Source organism: Spirosoma horti, from assembly GCF_054776595.1.
Genome location: NZ_BAAHBQ010000001.1, coordinates 61,966 through 80,891 on the forward strand (window position 1 = coordinate 61,966; position 18,926 = coordinate 80,891).

General features: G+C 50.2%; 12 protein-coding genes. 6 read left to right on the forward strand and 6 right to left on the reverse strand.

The annotated features are described in order from the left end of the window. The first annotated feature begins 251 nt into the window (after positions 1-251). The gene (gene dnaB, locus ACYVAM_RS00305; protein ID WP_461062759.1) at positions 252-2,876 is read left to right on the forward strand and encodes a replicative DNA helicase; all 2,625 of its coding nucleotides are present in this window, start codon (positions 252-254) and stop codon (positions 2,874-2,876) included. Positions 2,877-2,933: 57 nt separating this feature from the next. Here dnaB and ACYVAM_RS00310 read toward each other — a convergent pair whose 3' ends face one another. The 3 genes from ACYVAM_RS00310 to ACYVAM_RS00320 form a co-directional block, all read right to left on the reverse strand. Continuing rightward, positions 2,934-3,734, reverse strand: coding sequence for an LOG family protein (locus ACYVAM_RS00310; RefSeq protein WP_461062761.1), 801 nt, complete (start codon positions 3,732-3,734; stop codon positions 2,934-2,936). A 289-nt stretch (positions 3,735-4,023) separates the two neighbouring features. After that, a complete protein-coding gene (locus tag ACYVAM_RS00315) occupies positions 4,024-5,235 on the reverse strand; it encodes a pyridoxal phosphate-dependent aminotransferase (RefSeq protein WP_461064190.1) in 1,212 nt (403 codons plus the stop codon). A gap of 174 nt (positions 5,236-5,409) precedes the next feature. Continuing rightward, a complete protein-coding gene (locus ACYVAM_RS00320; RefSeq protein WP_461062763.1) occupies positions 5,410-6,948 on the reverse strand; it encodes a TolB family protein in 1,539 nt (512 codons plus the stop codon). A gap of 246 nt (positions 6,949-7,194) precedes the next feature. On the opposite strand from ACYVAM_RS00320, the gene ACYVAM_RS00325 reads away from it, so the two are divergent. The 3 genes from ACYVAM_RS00325 (at position 7,195) to ACYVAM_RS00335 (ending at position 10,955) form a co-directional block, all read left to right on the forward strand. Continuing rightward, positions 7,195-8,025, forward strand: coding sequence for a hypothetical protein (locus tag ACYVAM_RS00325; protein WP_461062765.1), 831 nt, complete (start codon positions 7,195-7,197; stop codon positions 8,023-8,025). An 89-nt stretch (positions 8,026-8,114) separates the two neighbouring features. Further along, positions 8,115-8,732 carry a cysteine hydrolase family protein gene (locus tag ACYVAM_RS00330; RefSeq protein ID WP_461062767.1) on the forward strand — a complete coding sequence of 206 codons (618 nt, stop codon included), beginning with the start codon at positions 8,115-8,117 and terminating at the stop codon, positions 8,730-8,732. Between the two features lie 30 nt (positions 8,733-8,762). Then, positions 8,763-10,955, forward strand: a complete 2,193-nt coding sequence (locus tag ACYVAM_RS00335) for an alpha-galactosidase (RefSeq protein ID WP_461062769.1) — start codon at positions 8,763-8,765, stop codon at positions 10,953-10,955. A 116-nt stretch (positions 10,956-11,071) separates the two neighbouring features. Here ACYVAM_RS00335 and ACYVAM_RS00340 read toward each other — a convergent pair whose 3' ends face one another. After that, entirely contained in the window at positions 11,072-12,388 is a 1,317-nt protein-coding gene (locus ACYVAM_RS00340) for a PQQ-dependent sugar dehydrogenase (RefSeq protein WP_461062771.1), read from the reverse strand. Between the two features lie 103 nt (positions 12,389-12,491). After that, the gene (locus ACYVAM_RS00345) at positions 12,492-13,370 is read right to left on the reverse strand and encodes a TraB/GumN family protein (protein WP_461062773.1); all 879 of its coding nucleotides are present in this window, start codon (positions 13,368-13,370) and stop codon (positions 12,492-12,494) included. Positions 13,371-13,424: 54 nt separating this feature from the next. On the opposite strand from ACYVAM_RS00345, the gene ACYVAM_RS00350 reads away from it, so the two are divergent. Together ACYVAM_RS00350 and ACYVAM_RS00355 are read left to right on the forward strand one after the other, a co-directional pair. After that, positions 13,425-16,808, forward strand: a complete 3,384-nt coding sequence (locus tag ACYVAM_RS00350) for a methylmalonyl-CoA mutase family protein (RefSeq protein WP_461062775.1) — start codon at positions 13,425-13,427, stop codon at positions 16,806-16,808. Positions 16,809-16,899: 91 nt separating this feature from the next. Continuing rightward, complete coding sequence (locus ACYVAM_RS00355; protein WP_461062777.1) at positions 16,900-17,934, forward strand: glutaminyl-peptide cyclotransferase; 1,035 nt, start codon at positions 16,900-16,902, stop codon at positions 17,932-17,934. Positions 17,935-17,988: 54 nt separating this feature from the next. Here ACYVAM_RS00355 and ACYVAM_RS00360 read toward each other — a convergent pair whose 3' ends face one another. Further along, positions 17,989-18,201, reverse strand: a complete 213-nt coding sequence (locus ACYVAM_RS00360; RefSeq protein ID WP_461062779.1) for a hypothetical protein — start codon at positions 18,199-18,201, stop codon at positions 17,989-17,991. Between the last annotated feature and the right edge of the window lie 725 nt (positions 18,202-18,926).

Genomic DNA, 18,926 nt, shown 5'->3' on the forward strand with positions numbered 1-18,926 from the left:
TTTTTTTGTACAAAACGAGTATTTTGTACTATATAATCTCTATCTTGCTGATGTACAGACCACTACTTCACTTCTGTATTATGTACGCAAACCCATACATTGACCGTTGCTCAAATAATCAATTTTTTTTTCAACGAGGTAGCGTCAACATTACCAGAATGTTACGGTCATTTTGGCAATGGCGTGGTCTATACGCAGAACTGGCCGGGCTTGCCTTATGGGGGATAGATTGCGTAAACTTGCACTAACAGATGGAGAATAACGCACGCCCCAACCAACACCTTCGTAAGCCTTCGGCCTTTGCCGGGGGTCGTCAACAAGCAGGAAACCACTGGCTCGATACGGGCCTTGGCAAGCTTCCGCCCCAGGCGCTTGACCTCGAAGAAGCCGTTCTGGGTGCGTTGATGATTGAAAAAGACGCCCTCTCGTCGGTTGTCGATATTCTCAAACCAGAGACATTTTATAAAGAAGCCCACCAGCGGATTTATCAGGCTATTCTGACGCTTTTTGGCAATTCAGATCCTATCGATCTGCTGACCGTTACGCAGCAATTGCGCAAGACGGGAGAAATTGAACTAGTCGGTGGAGGTGGATTCGTTTCTGAACTTACCTTCCGGGTCAACTCGGCGGCTAACATTGAGTACCACGCCCGGATTGTGTCGGAGCAGGCGCTCAAACGGGCGCTCATCGCCATGTCGTCGACAATTCTGCGCGACGCCTACGAGGATACAACAGACGTTTTCGAACTCCTCGACCGAACGGAGCAGTCGCTCTTCAAGATTTCGGAATCGAACATCAAGAAGAATTACGCCGACATGAGCACCATCGTCCGGATGGCGCTTAATGAACTCGAGACCAAGAAAAATCAGGAAGGCTTAACGGGTGTTCCATCCGGCTTTACCAACCTCGACCGGGTCACCTCGGGCTGGCAGCCAACCGAATTGATTATCCTGGCAGCCAGGCCAGCGATGGGCAAATGCCTTGGCAAAGGCACCAAAGTGGTTATGTTTGATGGGTCGCTACGCAAGGTGGAAGACGTGCGTGAAGGCGATCTGTTAATGGGCGATGACTCTACCCCCAGACGGGTGTTGAGCATTGCTCGCGGTCAGGAACGGATGTACTGGATAAGACAGAACAAAGGGATTGACTACCGTGTCAATGAAAGCCACATTCTTTCGCTTAAGCGAAGCTGCAACGAAGGGGGGCATACAAAAGGCGATGTTCTGAATATTACCGTTCGGGATTATTTAGGTAAATCGAGCAAGTTTAAATCGAATTACAAAGGCTATAAAGTTGCGGTTGATTTCCCGGAACAAACTGTTCCACTTGACCCCTATTTTGTAGGGTTATGGCTTGGAGATGGCCATTCCTATAGTTCGCGCATCACGAACACCGATACCGAAGTCATTGACTATCTGCAATCTTACGCAGATAACCTTGGACTAAAAATGGTCACGTATCGACAAGCTAACCGGACCAATAACTATGGTATAACATCCGGTCAGCGTGGGGGAGATCAGTCAGGGCGGAATCCCGTATTCAATATACAGACTGAACTCCAGGGCTTATCGGTCATCGAAAGCAAACATATTCCCCGCAAGTACCTGATTAACTCAACCGAAAGTCGGTTAAAGCTATTAGCTGGTCTCATTGACAGCGATGGTCACTACCAGGAAGAGTTTAATTGCTACGAAATCACCCAGAAAAACAAAGAGCTTGCCGAGCAACTTAAGTATTTGTGCGACACGCTGGGATTTCGTTGTTCGCTTAAAGAAAAACAGGCCACTATTACTAAAATAGGCTATGTTTCGACTGTTTACCGGCTTCGTATCTTCGGTAACCTTGATTCAATTCCGGTACGTATAGAACGAAAGAAAGCCCGTGCCCTGAAAGCACGTGCTGACTGGCGGGTTACCGGTATTAAGGTTGAATACGATAAAGTCGACGATTACTACGGCTTCTCGATTGACGGAAATCGACTATTCCTGCTTGAGGACATGACCGTTACGCATAATACTGCATTTGTCGTTAGTGCTCTGCGCAATGCGGCTGTCGATCATGGAAAACCCGTCGCGATTTTTTCTCTGGAGATGTCGTCCGTCCAGTTGGTCAATCGTCTGATCTCGGCTGAAGCAGAAATCGATTCGGAAAAAATCAGGAAAGGAACGCTGGCTCCGCACGAATGGACGCAATTGCACCACAAAATTCAGCGGCTAACCGAAGCGCCTATTTTCATTGACGATACCCCTGCCCTATCGATTCTTGAACTGCGGGCAAAATGCCGACGGTTGAAAGCCCAGCACGATATTCAGATGGTCGTGATCGACTACCTCCAGCTCATGTCGGGTGACACATCCGGTGGTCGGGGAGGCAACCGTGAACAGGAAATCGCGTCGATTTCGAGGGCGCTCAAGAACCTGGCAAAAGAATTGAACGTACCGGTTATTGCCCTTTCTCAGTTGAGCCGGGCCGTTGAAACCCGGGGTGGTGACAAGAAACCACAGCTATCCGACCTTCGGGAATCGGGGTCTATCGAGCAGGATGCCGACATGGTTTGCTTCCTGTATCGCCCTGAATATTACAACATTACAGCCGACGAAAACGGAAATTCGACAGTTGGTATCGGGGAAGTTATCATCGCTAAAAACCGGAGTGGTTCCCTGGATACGGTTCAGCTTAAATTCATTGGTAAGTTTACCAAGTTCTGCGACCTTGACTCGTATTTCGAACCTGTTCAAGCGCAGGGCTTTGCACCGGATGTCAACGGATTAAGCAGTTTCGAAACGCCCCCATCAGCAGGTAGCGTCTTCAAGAGTAAAGCGAATACCATGTCGAACTTCGGCAATGCCGACCCGAGTCAGGAAACGCCATTTTAGTAACGCGGAGACCGCACGGGCGGCTCCGATCCTGTCCACCCGTGCGGTCCACGTTACTCAAAAGTTAGGCTTCAGCAGGTATTTGTTGTAGAACTCGTCGATCACTTTGACAGCCTCGGTAGGTGTGTCGACGATGCTAATAAGCTTCATATCTTCTGCGTTGATATTTTGCTCCTCACCCAGCATTACGTTCGTAATCCAGTCGATTAGCCCCTGCCAGTAGGTTCTTCCCACGAGCACGATCGGGAAACGGGCAATCTTACGGGTCTGAATCAGCGTAATAGCTTCAAACAATTCGTCGAGGGTTCCCATACCACCGGGCATCACGACAAAGCCCTGAGCGTACTTAACAAACATGACTTTACGAACGAAGAAGAAATCGAAGTTGATACTCTTGTCGGGGTCGATGTAGATATTGCTGTGTTGCTCGAAGGGCAATTTAATATTCAGGCCAACCGATTTGCCCCCCTGTTCGAAGGCTCCTTTGTTACCCGCTTCCATAATACCAGGCCCCCCGCCTGTGATGACACCATAGCCATGCCGAACCAATTTGGCCGCTATTTCTTCGGTCATTTTGTAATAGGGGTTGTCTGGCTTGGTGCGTGCTGAACCGAAGATGGACACACAGGGGCCTATTTTTGCCAGTTTATCAAAGCCTTCCACGAATTCGGCCATCACTTTGAAGATGACCCATGAATCGGCGGTTTTTATTTCGTTCCAGTCATGATCCTGGAAAGCGTCTTTGATACGTTGTTCGTCGGGCGTCAGCAGTAACTCGTCGCGCTTGGGTAAGTCATTGGCAATGCGTTCAGTACTCTGCGTTTCAGAGCGATGAACATTTTCTTTTGTTTCTTCCATTTACGTACTATAAAAAGCAGTGGGCGCGAAACGTACTCACTTTATTATTAATTAAAAATCCATTAAACTACTTAAAAATTTTGCCGACAGCCATACCAACAAAACGTATTACGAATGGGGAATCTATTAACAATCCGTTTTCAGGAAACGTTTCATCTCATTTGATGTAGCGTTAGGGCGTACGAGCCTCGGTATACGTCCTGAATAACTGTCACAAAGCGGACAGATTCAAACAAAATGGCCCGGAACATCCGGGCCATTACAAGTCTCTAACGTTGTTTCCAGTTTTCTATAACCGCCGGCTTTCCAAAAAGTTTTCGATCCGATCCAGCGCTACCGTCAGTTCATCGACTGTTGGCAGGCAAACAATTCGAAAATGGTCGTTATGGATGTAGTTAAACCCATTTCCGGCCACTACCAGTACCTTCTGCTCGATAAGCAGATTAAGCACAAAGTCATCATCATTCGCCAGGCGAAACTGCGTCAGATCAATTTTAGGAAAGATGTAGAGTGCCCCTTTCGGTTTCACGCAGGTGATCCCCGGAATAGCGACCATGCGCTCGTAAGCCAGCATCATCTGCTTATAGAGCCGTCCCGTAGGCATTACTAAGTCATTGATACTCTGATAACCGCCCAGCGCCGTTTGAATGGCATATTGGGTGGGCACGTTGGCGCAAAGCCGCATGCTGGCCAGTAATGTCAGGCCCTCTATATACGACTTGGCCCGTTGCCGGGCACCGCTCAGAATCATCCAGCCGCCCCGAAAACCGGCCGCCCGGTAGTTTTTCGACAAACCTCCCATGGTGATACAGAGGGTGTCATTGATTAGTTTGGCTATGGGGTAATGAACGTTTTCATTATACAGGATCCGGTCATAGATTTCATCGGCAAAGACAATCAGTTTATGGCGTTCGGCTAGTCGGGCGAGGCCTTCCAGCACGGCTTTGTCATACACGGCACCGGTTGGGTTGTTGGGATTGATAACGACAATGGCCCGTGTGCGGGGGGTGATCTTGCGCTCCAGATCAGCCAGGTCAGGATTCCAGTCGGCCGCTTCGTCGCAGATGTAATGCACGGGCTTACCGCCACAAAAGGCGACCGAAGCCGTCCAGAGCGGATAATCGGGTGAGGGCACCAGCACTTCATCACCTTCATTGAGCAATGCCTGCATGGAAAGCATGATCAACTCGCTCACCCCGTTGCCGATGTAAATGTCGTTGATGGCAATGCCCGGCAAGCCTATGTTTTGTGTATGGTGCATGACGGCTTTGCGAGCCGCAAACAACCCACGGGAGTCTGAATACCCCTGCGCGTTGCGAATATTCAGAATAATATCATGAACGATTTCGTCGGGAGCGTCGAAGCCAAAGGTGGCTGGATTCCCAATGTTCAGGCTGATAATTTTATATCCCTGACTCTCCAACTCAAGGGACTTTTCATAGATCGGGCCCCGAATGTCATATTTAAGATGTGTAAGCCTATCGCTTTTCAGTATTTCCATACCCGGTAATTCCATCCCGCAAAAGTACGGAAAAGAATACGGTTTGTCGTTTACGGTGTGTGGTTTGTCGTTGGCTGGCGCGCGCTTAGTGCTCATTCACGAACAACGAACCATAAACGACAAACCACACACGACAAACCCCAAACCGTAAACTTTCCAATAAACGTCTATGCTCTATTTTTCAACAGGACTGAGCGCCGTTTCGGCCGAATTACTGATGAAGGCTACCCGTTTGCTATCTGGTGACCAGGAAGGGGTGTTGATGGTCCCCTGTCCGCCATAAATATAGGCCAGCACTTTGGGCTCTCCGCTTCCCGATATGGGCAGCATACGCAAATAAACGTGCTTGTAAAATGGGTGATCATCAGCCTTCACTTCTTCTTTCAGGAACGATATGAACAGCAACCATTTACCGTCCGGCGAGATGTGCGGAAACCAATCATTGAATTCACCATTCGTAATGACCTGCTGGTCAGTGCCATCGGGTTTCATCCGGTAGATTTGCATAGTTCCGGTTCGGGCAGAGTTAAAGTAAATGTACTTTCCATCGGGCGTATATTCCGGGCCATCATCAAGGCCTTTCGCTTCAGTTATCCGCACTTCAGGACCACCGGCCGCAGGTACGGTATAAATGTCAAATTCGTTGTTCCGCTGACCAGTAAAAACGAGTGTCTTCTTATCCGGCGACCAGCTGTGCAGGTACGATGGCCCTTTGGGTGTGATCTGTTTGGGCGTCCCACCCGTTGCCGGAACGGTATAAATAATGGACCCGCCCAGCTCTTTCACCCCACTGCTCAGGCCAAGCATCTTGCCATCGAACGACAGCACATGGTCATTGTTGTTGTTTTTCACGTCGCCCGTATTCAGTACCGACGGTTTACGGTTAGCCAGCTTGAAGGAATACATCAGGCCATCGCTGTTATACAACAATGTTTTACCGTCTGGCGTCCAGTTCGGGGCCTGCAACGACTTGGGTGAATTAAAGATTACCTGCCGATTTCCACTGGCTATGTCCAGAATTTCGAGGTTGCTTCCCAGGTATTGTTTGTAGGGCACCAGCTCGTCGGAGGACGGAACGCTGATGCGTACATCCCGGAAAGTACCCCGCTCAAGCACATCTTTGTTGTGCGAACCAATGAATAGGCCTACATAAACCTCATCCCCAAGCGGCAGGTCGGCAACCTGTTCGTTCACAAACGGCTCACCAAACTTGGCAACCCGCATGGTATAGGTATTCCCTTTCCGTTCCAGTTGGATCACATCGGCACCGGTCATTTTGGCCTTTATTTCTTCCGTATTTGCGCCCTCGGTCCGTCTGAATTGCAGGGATGTCAGGCCATCGCCATGTTCAACAGCGTTGATATGTGGCGATTTTCCGTCGAGACTGGTTCGAACCATCCAGCCCACTTTTCGGTGCGGATCCACGCCTTTACCCACCAAGGCAGCGCGGGTATAGAGTATAAAATCGCCTTTCATGCGCTTCCACATAAAGTGAAATTCATCATGGTCAAACCAGACATTGTAACCCGACCCGGAAAGGTCATAGGTGCGCGTCTGAGGATTATAGGCCGCTGAACCAGGTTTCAGAACGGCGCCAATATCGCCATGGCCTTCGAATAGTCCGAGATTGGCTTTTTGGGCCATCACCGGCGGATTGATCGTCAGAGATAAACTGGTCAGACAGGCCAGCAGCGTTCGTTTCAGATTTTTCATCTAGGTTATTAATCTACTTACAATCAAGTTAGTAGCTACTTTTGAACAGCTACTACCTACGAAAGATCAGATACGGACATTCTACCGATTGAGTAGCTATAAAACTGGCCTATATGTTAATTTTTTATGCAGTACATGGCCAGCCGCTGGTCGGCAAAATCGTTTTTTATTAGCTTGCTCTTCGAAATCAGTGGTCAATTTATACCAACCAACCCCTAAACGTCTTACACTAACTAACCCTAATCAATGAGCCCATTTCTCTTTCTTAGTCGCCTTGCTCTGCTACTAAGCGTTCTGTGTACCGCCCTCACTAATAGCCACGCGCAGGCCAAAGCGTCTCAAAAAACATACATGTACTTGATTTACCACAAGTTATCACCAGGCCTCACTATTCAGGACGCGCTTCCGGTAGAGCGCGAATGGCGAAAAATAAACCAGGCTGCGGTCGATGAGGGAAAGCTCGAAGGCTGGTATATGACGGTTAAACAGTTTACGTCGAACCCGAATCAAACCGAGTACGACTACGTCACCAGGATTGTTACACACGAAATGGCCATTAAGGGAGCATCGCCCGAAGCCATGGCCCGAATTTATGGCGACAGTGTCCAGGCAAAGATGGCCGATCTCCAACGACGGGACCGAGCAACGGCACCCGTCGTAAAAATTGAAATCTGGGAAATCAACGATGGTACTTTCGCCCCAAAATTTGCGCCCGATGGCACGCAGTTTATGGTTGTTGATCGGATTCGTCGCCGAAACCCAGGAGCCGATTATGACGGTTTGGTTGGTCAGTTGAAGAAACTGAGCGAAGAGCGCATCAAACGGGGCAACCTGCTCGGCTGGGATTTCTCGTCATTAGTGATTCCGAATGGCAGTGAAAAGGGCTACGAATTCAGCGTGGCCCACTATGTTACCAGCTTAGGCGCTATCGGCAATCCGGTCATGGCGGATACGCCGACGCCTATTCTGTCCACGCAAGCCTACAAGCAACTCCGCAACCAGACGGCTCAGGTATTCGATGTTACCCGGCAGGAAGTGTACCGATTTATGGAGTACACCACCAGGCCCGCCAACTAATAATTAGGAGCAAAAGTGGGCAGTTAGGGGGGAGAAATTGTTTAGAAATCTCTTGTTCTACCTGGACCATCCTTTACTCAACGCATCAAATGGACGTTAAAAATGAAGATTTACACGGGAATGCGCCTGATTCATCGCCCGTAGCGCTGTTGATTATCGACATGATCAATGATCTCGAATTTCCGGGGGGAGATGAGTTACTGGAACCCGCCTGCCGAGTTGCCGATGCCATTGCTCAATTGAAGAAAAAGGCGCAGGCGGACCAAATTCCGGTTATTTATGCCAATGATAATTTTGGCCGCTGGCGATCTAATTTCAACGACGTGATCAAACACGTTCTCACCGACCGGGTTCGGGGACAGTATCTTGCCGAGGTGCTTACACCCAGCCCGGATGATTACTTTGTGCTCAAACCCAAGAATTCAGCGTTTTATGAAACCACGCTGGATATGCTCCTGACTTACCTGAATGTCAAACATTTGATCCTGACAGGAGTCACCACGGACTCGTGCGTGCTTTTTTCGGCGAATGATGCCTATATGCGGGACTTGAAACTTACCATTCCGGCTGACTGCGTGGCCGCCATCAAACAAACCTATACGCACGATGCCCTGGCCTACATGAAGCGGGTGTTGCGGGCCGACATGACGCCATCCACTCAGCTCGACCTGGCAGAGATGCGCCAGGAGTTGTCTGATGTACATTGACTTCACTTTTCACTACCTAACTTCTTCCTGATGAAACAGCTTTGTCTGTCACTAGTTTTTTGTTTTCTGTTATCGTTTACCGCAACGGCTGCACCGGGCGATTTACACATTACCATTGAGACGCAACAAACAGCCCTGGTTATTCGCATCGATAAAGATCAGATACCTACCCTGGTTCACCTGGGGCCAAAACTCCGAAACACGGCCGAATACGCGGCTATTCCCGGCAACGGAAAACGCGGGGAAGACTACACGGCTATTTATAATTCAATCTATACGCCCGCCGGAAGCCGGAACTTGCTGGAGCCCGCCATTCAGGTGACCCACGCCGATGGCAATCCTTCCCTCGACCTTAAGTATGTTCGGCACGAAACGCAGGCGGTGACCGATGGGGTTGTCCTGACGAAAGTTTATCTGAAAGACCCGCAATACCCGTTTGAGGTGACGCTGTATTACAAAGCCTATCAAAAGGAAGATGTTATCGAGCAGTGGAGTTCAATCCGGCATACGGAAAAGAAACCGGTCACGCTCCACAAATATGCCTCGGCCAACCTCTATATTCCAGCCCAGAATTACTACCTGACGCACTTCCACGGCGACTGGGCTAATGAAATGAATCCCAGTGAAATACCGCTCACGGAAGGCATTAAACTTCTGGATTCCAAGCTTGGTACGCGTGCCGATTTGTTTCAGCCACCCTCCTTTCTGGTATCACTGAACCAGCCCGCCGATGAAAATCAGGGCGAAGTTATTGCCGGTACGCTTTCGTGGTCAGGGAATTTCCAGTTGGCTTTTGAAGTCGATCCGCTCCACAACCTGCGGATTATTCCGGGTATCAATCCGTATGCGTCGGCCTATTCCCTAGCGCCCAATACCGAGTTCAAAACGCCCTCTTTTTTATTCACGTATTCCAACCAGGGTAAAGGCGGAGCCAGCCGCAGCCTGCACCGCTGGGCCCGCAAACATCGGATTCCACAAGGCGAGGGCAATCGCCTGACCCTGTTAAATAACTGGGAAGCTACCTACTTCGACTTTAACGAAGAGAAGCTGTCGGCGCTTTTCAAGGACGGTAAAAAGCTTGGTGTCGATCTATTCTTGCTGGATGACGGCTGGTTTGGCAATAAATACCCGCGTAACAACGACAAATCAAGCCTGGGCGACTGGCAGGAAAACGTGAAGAAGCTCCCCCACGGCCTGGGCTATTTGGTGAAGGAGGCCGAGAGCGCCGGGATCAAATTCGGAATCTGGCTCGAACCCGAAATGGTGAGTCCGAAAAGTGAGCTGTACGAAAAGCACCCGGACTGGGTCATCAAACTGCCCAATCGGTCGGAGTATTACTTTCGGAATCAGTTGGTACTGGATTTGTCGAACCCCAAAGTTCAGGATTTCGTCTACAATGTGGTCAACGACCTGATGGTCAAGAACCCAACGCTGGGTTACATTAAATGGGACTGCAATGCGGTCATTTACAACGCCTATTCCGCGACGATCCAAAACCAGTCGAACCTCTACGTCGACTATGTTCAGGGGCTCTATAAAGTACTGGAACGCGTGCGGGCCAAGTACCCCACCCTACCGATGATGCTTTGCTCGGGGGGCGGTGGCCGCGTGGATTACGGCGCACTGAACTACTTTACCGAATACTGGCCCAGCGACAATACCGATGCCCTCGAACGGGTTTTTATTCAGTGGAATTACTCGTATTTCTTCCCGTCCATTGCCAGTTGCAACCACATCACCGACTGGGGAAAACAGCCCATTAAGTTTAAGACGGACGTGGCCATGATGGGCAAAATCGGGTATGACATTGTGGTCAGCAAGTTAACGGAGCCCGAACTGGCGTTTAGCCAGGAAGCCCTGAAAACCTATGCCCGCATCAAAGACGTCATCTGGAAGGGTGATCTGTTCCGGTTGGCGTCGCCGTATACCCATGATGTGGCCTCGGCCATGTATGTGAACGACGCCAAAGATCGGGCCGTGTGGTTCACGTATCTGGTTAAGGATCGCTATAAAGCGGGTAGTGTGGCGCCCATTAAACTAAGCGGCCTCGATCCGGCCAAATCGTACCGGATTCAGGAACTGAATGTTTATCCGGGCACGAATTCGAACATTAACAAAAACACCGCCACTTATTCGGGCAACTACCTGATGACGATTGGCTTCAACCCGCAGGTCGATACCCGCCGAACCAGCGTTGTGCTGGAGCTGACTGAAGCGAAATAAGTAGGCACTCCTTACACAAGAAGGCCAGCATCGGGCGATGCTGGCCTTCTTGTGTAAGGAGTGCCTACCGTGTCTGTATCCTCACAGACACGGTAGGCATTCACGAGCAAGGAAGTTTACTTGGAAGAAGAAGCCGTTGCTTTTTTGGCAGAAGCCTGATAGCTGATTTTGAAAAGTGTTCCATTCAGGTCGTCACTTATGTACAGCGACCCGTCGGGGCCTTGCGCCAGGCCACACGGCCGATGCTGAACCGGGCCCGTTGGCTTAACCAGGTCCGTTCCGGCAAAATTATCGGCAAAGATTTCCCAGGGGCCTGCTGGCTTTCCATTTTTAAAGGGCACGAACCCAATCAGATAGCCCTTATGAATCTCCTGCGACTGAGCGTGAAAGGCAATAAATGCCCCATTCCGATACCGTTCCGGGAAGGCGGTGCCGGTATAAAACAGAAGTGCATTCGGACCCATATGCGCCGGAAAGGCGGCCGCTGGATTGATTGTTTTAGCCGTTCCCGTCTTCTTCCCATCACCCCCATACTCGGGTGCCAGAATCTTTTTCTTCTGAAACTGATCGTAATACACGTAAGGCCAGCCAGCATCATCGCCCTGATGAACCTCATACATTGTTTCGGCCGGTAACTCAGCGCTTTGTTTCGGCGTGTAGTATTGCGGGTAAAAATCATCGAACTTACCCCGGCCATGCTGCATCACAAATAGGGAGTTGGTCTTGCTGTTCCAGTCCAGCCCAACAACGTTTTTTAAGCCCGTCGCATAGCGGACCCCGCTGGAAAAGGCTTGATCGGGTACGTTCGCTTTAAATTTCCAGATTCCCGCAGCCGAATCCAGCAGTGGACAGGGCATCATGCCTTTGCCCGTACCCGCTACCCGGCAGGCATCGTTATCCGACGCAATATTAACATAGACATTACCCTGATTATCAACGGCAATCGACTTCGATTTATCGCGGTCTTTTTCCCGCAAACCAGACACCAGCTTTTCGGGTTGGTCCGCATTGATGACTTCCTGGTTCTCGTTCAGCTTGTAGCGATAAATACTATTGTTCGACGAGGTGTATAAATACCCATCCCGGATAAAAATTCCCGTACCCGGATAGTCGCCGAAGCCAACCCGCTCATCGACCACACCATCTTTGTTGGTGTCTCGCAATCGGTAAATACCTTTGCCATCTTTTAATTTGGCCAGTTTCACGTAGATATCACCCGTTTTGCTGACAACGATATGGCGGGCGGAGCCCAGGTCTTCAGCTACAATACTTGCCGAAAAGCCCGTAGGCAGTTTGATATCGGATGCGGCAATGCTCGCTTTAGCAGCGCGAGCTGGTTTGGCAGGAGGAACCGGTTTGGTGGTCCCCCAGGCAGTACTCATCAAAAATAAGGGGGTAATGAGGCAGGCAATCGAAAAAAAAGGTTTGTTCATGGATCAAGGTAATCGTTCTTAACAGCGTACAGTATTGTTCTTAGTCAAAGCAGGAAGTTCATCCGGTCTAACCGCCGGATAAAAAATAATGAATCTGGAGGAGCTACTGGACCGGCCTTACCGAATACCCTTTCTTGCGCAGCAGGTTCACTACACCCTTCTCATTACCCAGATGCCCGGCCCCGAAGGCAAAAAAGGTGGGCTTTTCTTTAGCGGCTTTTTCAATCACGGGAATCCAGTTGGCGTTGCGCTCACCCAGCAGGCTGTCTTCATATTCAGCCATATCGCCAAACTTGCTGTTTTTCATCAAGCTTGTCAGTTTGGCCATATCGTTGGCTTTGTAAGCCGCCAGCAAATCGGCAAATTCTTTTTTCGCTTCATCGGGCATCTTAGCCATATCGACCAGTCCTTTCAGTTGCTCCTGCATCGGAATCTTGTCCAATGCCGCTAACTGGGCTTCGACGGTTTCCAGGCCCAACACTTCTTTTTTTTCTTTCGAGGCCATCTCCGCAAACGTCATATCATACGAGGCTGGCTGGCAGGGCAATAACGTCATGTACATGAGCGACATGAGTCCGATGGGTTTTAACATGCCCACCTGCGCCAGGCCCATGTTCATTTTCTGCTTCAGGTAGGTGTCGAGCAGTGTGTAGTCGTCGGCGGAGAGTAGGTCTTTTATGGATTTACCACCAGACATGATCATGGCCTTCTGCATACTTCCCATCATATTGGGGTCGTCCAGGTCAAGCTCCAGATAAACCTGACTGGCCTCACCAATGGCCTTTTTCATGGCATCCGTAATGGTCAGATCAGTGGGGCAAACAAGGTGAAATGTTCCGTAGAGATACGATGGCTTAGCTAGGCCGGGGCCAGTCACTTCGTAAAGAAGCGCATTGTCCTGTGTTTTTTGTGCATTTACGGAGGTCGTTACCAAACCAGCCAGCAGAAAGCCAGTTACCGACGCAAGTAGTTTATTCTTCATCCTGATTTTACTCCTTTCAGATGGTTGATCAAGCAAATCTATTTGTTTTACCCCATGACTGCACAGAAAAGTAAACTTGATTCGTCGGAAACACCAGCGTTCAGGCATAAAATCCGTATCGTAACGGCGGCTTCACTCTTCGATGGGCACGACGCGGCCATCAACCTGATGCGTCGGCTCATGCAGGCATCGGGTGCCGAGGTGATTCACCTGGGGCATAATCGCTCCGTGGCCGAAATCGTGGATTGTGCCATCCAGGAAGATGTGCAGGGAATTGCTATGACAAGCTACCAGGGCGGCCATCTGGAATTTTTCAAATACATGTATGATCTGCTTCAGGAACGCGGGGCCAGTCATATTAAAATCTTCGGGGGCGGGGGGGGCACCATTCTTCCGTCCGAAATAGACGAATTACATGCCTACGGCATCACGCGTATTTACTCACCCGACGACGGCCGAGCCATGGGGCTTCAGGGCATGATCGACCATTTGCTTCGGCAATGCGATGTAGATTTGCCCCCAACCACGGACCGGAAACAACTGGCACGGCTGATTACAACGGCAGAAAATCACCCGGACGACTACGTGCCGCTGCCCCAGACCAATGAATTTGCCAGAGTCCTCGGCATCACGGGCACGGGGGGCGCCGGAAAATCGTCGTTGATCGATGAACTGGTGCTTCGTTTTTTGCGGACCTATCCCGATAAAACACTGGCTATTATTTCGGTCGATCCGTCGAAACGGAAAACGGGCGGGGCGCTCCTGGGCGACCGGATTCGAATGAACGCGATTCATTCGCCCCGGGTGTATATGCGGTCGCTGGCCACCCGACAGGCCAACCTGGCGTTGAGTCGCCACGTGCAGGATGCCATCGATGTGTGCAAAGCGGCTCCGTTCGACCTGATTATCGTTGAAACCTCGGGCATTGGGCAATCGGATACCGAGATCACCGAACATGCTGACAAGACGCTGTATGTGATGACGGCCGAGTATGGCGCTGCCACGCAGCTGGAGAAAATCGACATGCTCGATTTTGCGGATGTGATTGCCATCAATAAGTTTGATAAACGGGGCTCCCTGGATGCCCTGCGCGATGTTCGAAAACAGTATCGGCGAAATCATAATTTGTGGGATCTCCCGGATGAAGAACTGCCGATTCTGGGCACCATTGCATCGCAGTTCAACGATGCCGGCATGAACAGGCTGTTCGACAAACTCATGTCCGTCCTCGGCGGTCCATTTGCAGCAACGGCCCTTCCTTCTGCTCATTTACAAGAGAAGTCTGATGGTCTGAAAATCGAAACGCCCCAGGCCATTATTCCGCCTGACCGCGTACGATATCTGGCCGAAATTGTGGAAGAAAGCCGCCGATACGATGCCTTTGTGCAGGATCAGACGACCCTGGCCCGCAAACTATACCAGTTGGATGGAACGCGTAAACTGCTTGATGAATGCCCGTTACAGGAAGCACTACAGACCCTATATACCGAACTCGAAGCCCGGCTGCATCCCGACTGCCGGAACCTGTTGCAGCAGTGGCCCGCGATGCAGCAACGGTACACCGCTGATTTTTACGAGTTTACTGTCCGTGACAAAGTCATTCGGCAGCCTTTGTACTCTGAGACACTTTCGCACCTGAAAATACCGAAAGTAAGCCTACCGAAATACCACGACTGGGGTGACATTTTACGCTGGTTACTAACCGAAAACGTTCCGGGTGAGTTTCCATACGCAGCGGGTGTGTTTCCCCTCAAACGCGAAGGCGAAGACCCCACGCGGATGTTTGCGGGCGAAGGTGGCCCCGAGCGCACCAACCGCCGATTCCATTACGTCTCGAACGGGCTCCCCGCCAAACGACTGTCTACGGCTTTCGACTCCGTGACGCTATACGGCGAAGACCCGGCCATGCGCCCCGACATTTTTGGGAAAGTCGGCAACTCGGGGGTAAGCATCTGCACCCTCGACGATGCCAAGAAACTCTACTCCGGTTTCGATCTCTGCGATCCGGCAACGTCTGTTTCTATGACGATCAATGGCCCGGCTCCCATGCTGCTTGGTTTTTTCCTCAATGCCGCCATCGACCAGCAGTGTGAGAAATGGTTGAAGAAAAACCCCAACCCAACCCTCCCCTTAACACAAGGGGAGGGAGGAACCACTGCAGAGACCTCACCCCTCCCCTGTTTTTCAGGGGAGAAGCCGGGGGTAGGGTCAAGCTACCAAGGTCCCCTCCCCGACGGCAACAACGGACTGGGCCTGATGCTCCTGGGCATCACAGGCGACAAGGTGTTGCCGCGTGAGGTATACGAGCAAGTCAAAGCCGATACGCTCCGAAAAGTGCGCGGAACGGTGCAGGCCGATATTCTGAAAGAAGATCAGGCGCAGAACACCTGCATTTTCTCGACGGAGTTCGCCTTGAAAATGATGGGCGACATTCAGCAGTATTTTACCGACAACCGCGTTCAGAATTTTTACTCGGTTTCGATTTCAGGCTATCACATTGCCGAGGCCGGTGCCAATCCGGTTACACAACTGGCCTTCACGCTGTCCAACGGCTTTACGTTTGTCGAATATTACCTCAGCCGGGGCATGAACATCGACGACTTCGCCCCCAACCTATCGTTCTTTTTCTCGAACGGCATGGACCCCGAATACACGGTGCTGGGTCGGGTGGCCCGTCGGATCTGGGCGAAGGCGATGCGCCATAAATACAAAGCCAACGAACGATCCCAGAAGCTGAAATACCATATCCAGACCTCGGGGCGAAGTTTGCATGCCCAGGAAATTGGGTTCAACGACATTCGCACCACCCTGCAGGCATTGCTGGCGGTTTACGACAACTGCAACTCGCTGCATACCAACGCTTATGATGAAGCCATCACTACCCCAACCGAAGAATCCGTTCGACGGGCCATGGCTATTCAGCTGATTATCAACCGCGAGTTCGGGCTGACAAAAAACGAGAACCCACTTCAGGGAGCCTTTGTCGTCGAGGAGTTGACCGATCTGGTCGAGGAGGCTGTCTACCAGGAATTCCTGTCGCTCAACGAGCGCGGGGGCGTGCTGGGTGCCATGGAACGCATGTACCAGCGCAGCAAAATCCAGGAAGAATCCATGTATTATGAAACGTTGAAACACAATGGTGATCTGCCTATTGTGGGCGTCAATACCTTTCTGGACCCGGCCGGTTCGCCAACCATTGTCCCGACAGAAGTGATCCGCTCCACCGACGACGAAAAGCGGTATGCGGTTGACTCGTGTCAGCAGTTTCAGGAACACAACCGGGCCGAAGCCGAACGGGCGTTGGCCAATCTACAGGCTGCGGCCCTGGCCAATGAAAACATTTTCGAGCAGTTGATGGAAGCCACCAAAGTCTGTTCGCTGGGACAACTCTCGAATGCGCTCTACGCCGTGGGTGGTCGTTACCGCAGAAATATGTAAGTTTAGTCAATGACTCAATACTAAAAAACAGCCTATTTATTACCCGCTGCCGCGTCTATATGAACATCCGCTTTTACTTCTGCTTACGGGCTTGCTCAATACAGCCTGCGAGAAAAAGAAACCGGCACAACACACTGAACAGCCCGCGCCCATTGCTCCCCTGGCCAAAACGACGTACAATCTGGGCGATACCATTTTAGTCCAGCTTAGTCAGCCGATCACCCAAACGAAAGTTACGGTCGGTGCAGAAGCCTCCCCTATTTTTCAGCAAACGGGCAAGGCCCTAGCCGTTGGATACACGGGTGGCAAAACGGGGCTGCATCAACTCATTGTGAGTGGCGTCACCTCCGGCAGCACATCGTTTTCCGATACGCTCAACCTGGAGATGTGGTCGGACATTGTACCCGAGACCATTACGTATTCGGTGCTCAACACGTATCCGCACCGGGAAACCAGTTTTACGCAGGGGCTGGAGTTTTACAAGGGTGTTTTGTACGAGAGCACTGGCCTGAACGGCCAATCCAGTCTCATGCAGGTTGATGTTAAGACTGGCTCAATCCGCAAATCAGTGCCCCTGGCTAACCAGTATTTTGGCGAAGGCATAACGATTGTCAACGACAAAATTTACCAGCTGACCTGGACATCAGGTGTCTGTTTTCGCTATACTATGGATTTACGTCTGGATAAGACATTTACCTACCATACCCAGGGCTGGGGATTAACCCACCGCGACACGACCCTGATTCTAAGTGACGGCTCCAACAAACTATTTTTCCTGTCACCTGATTTTCAACCCCTTGGCGAGCTGAATGTATACGATAACAAAGGGCCAATCATGAATTTGAATGAGTTGGAGTACGTAAATGGATACGTTTTTGCCAACGTCTGGCAAACGAACCGCATCGTGCAAATTGACCTTAAAACGGGTAAAGTTGTCGGGAACCTGAATATGGAATCCATTCTACCGCCCACCATTAACACCAACGAAAATGTATTGAATGGCATCGCTTTCCAACCAACCGAAAATGCCTTTTATATCACCGGAAAAAAGTGGCCAACGCTCTTTAAACTACGCGTAAAACCAGTCGAAAGAGAAAAACTAAAAAACGTGATTGCGTTTCGATGATAGTTAGCTAAAGCTCATGAACAAATAACGTTTTGGAGGATAATGTTTTGGTTATTAATGTGATTTAGCGTCGTCTACTTCTGCAGAATCACCTTCTTCGTTTTTCGTCTGGACGAGTTCAGTTTTGATTCCATTGGCTATGTAGCGTTCCCTGGTTAGTGAGAATACAGGGCCTGCACCACTGATGCCTATGCCGCATAAGGCTAATACAATGAGGCATACTAAGCCCGTTAGCCGTAAAAGCGTCTTAATTCGTTTGATCAGCATGTATATAAAGGGTATATTGAGACTGTTAAGGGGCAGTCTTAGGAGGATATTATTAAACTAATGAAGCCACAGTTGGGCTCGACCAGGAAGGCTAGCCTCTGGGAAGGGACAGATATGGCTCGTCGGAGCAGGCAGGAATAGTCTTGTGCTGAACGAATTTACGCAAGCCCGTAAACACGAATATACCAGAACAATATAGCTTTATGCGGCTATTCATTAAACTGTTATATAGCCTTGACGCCGGGAATCGAACGGGCTGGCAAGCGATAAAAAACCGTTTCGAACTTGTCTTTTCGTCTATGAACGCACGATTGTTGACTTGCTGCCTAATTACAGATGCCCATTCAATTTTCGGGCTTAATTTCAGGTAGTTTTGTCCCGACAAATCACCACCCAGGCAGGCAAAAAGACGACAAAACAACGCTATTGTTAATAGCCATTTTATCCCCTTAATTGGACTCGCTAATTGATATGGTTTCATCTTGCCGTATATGCCAGTTCTCACTGCCCTTGCTGGACCAATTTAGCCTTTCGATCCTACAAAACAAATGCAAAGCGGCTAACTTTTCTCGCATCGGGTAATACTGTAGTACTTTGCTTTCTTATAAGAAATCTACAAACATGGCTGAACACATAAAACCCGGCCTACCGAAGCAGACCGGGCTGGATTGCTAAACTTGCGAGGATGAACCCGTGCGAATGGCTTTTTGGCCAAACGACCAGAC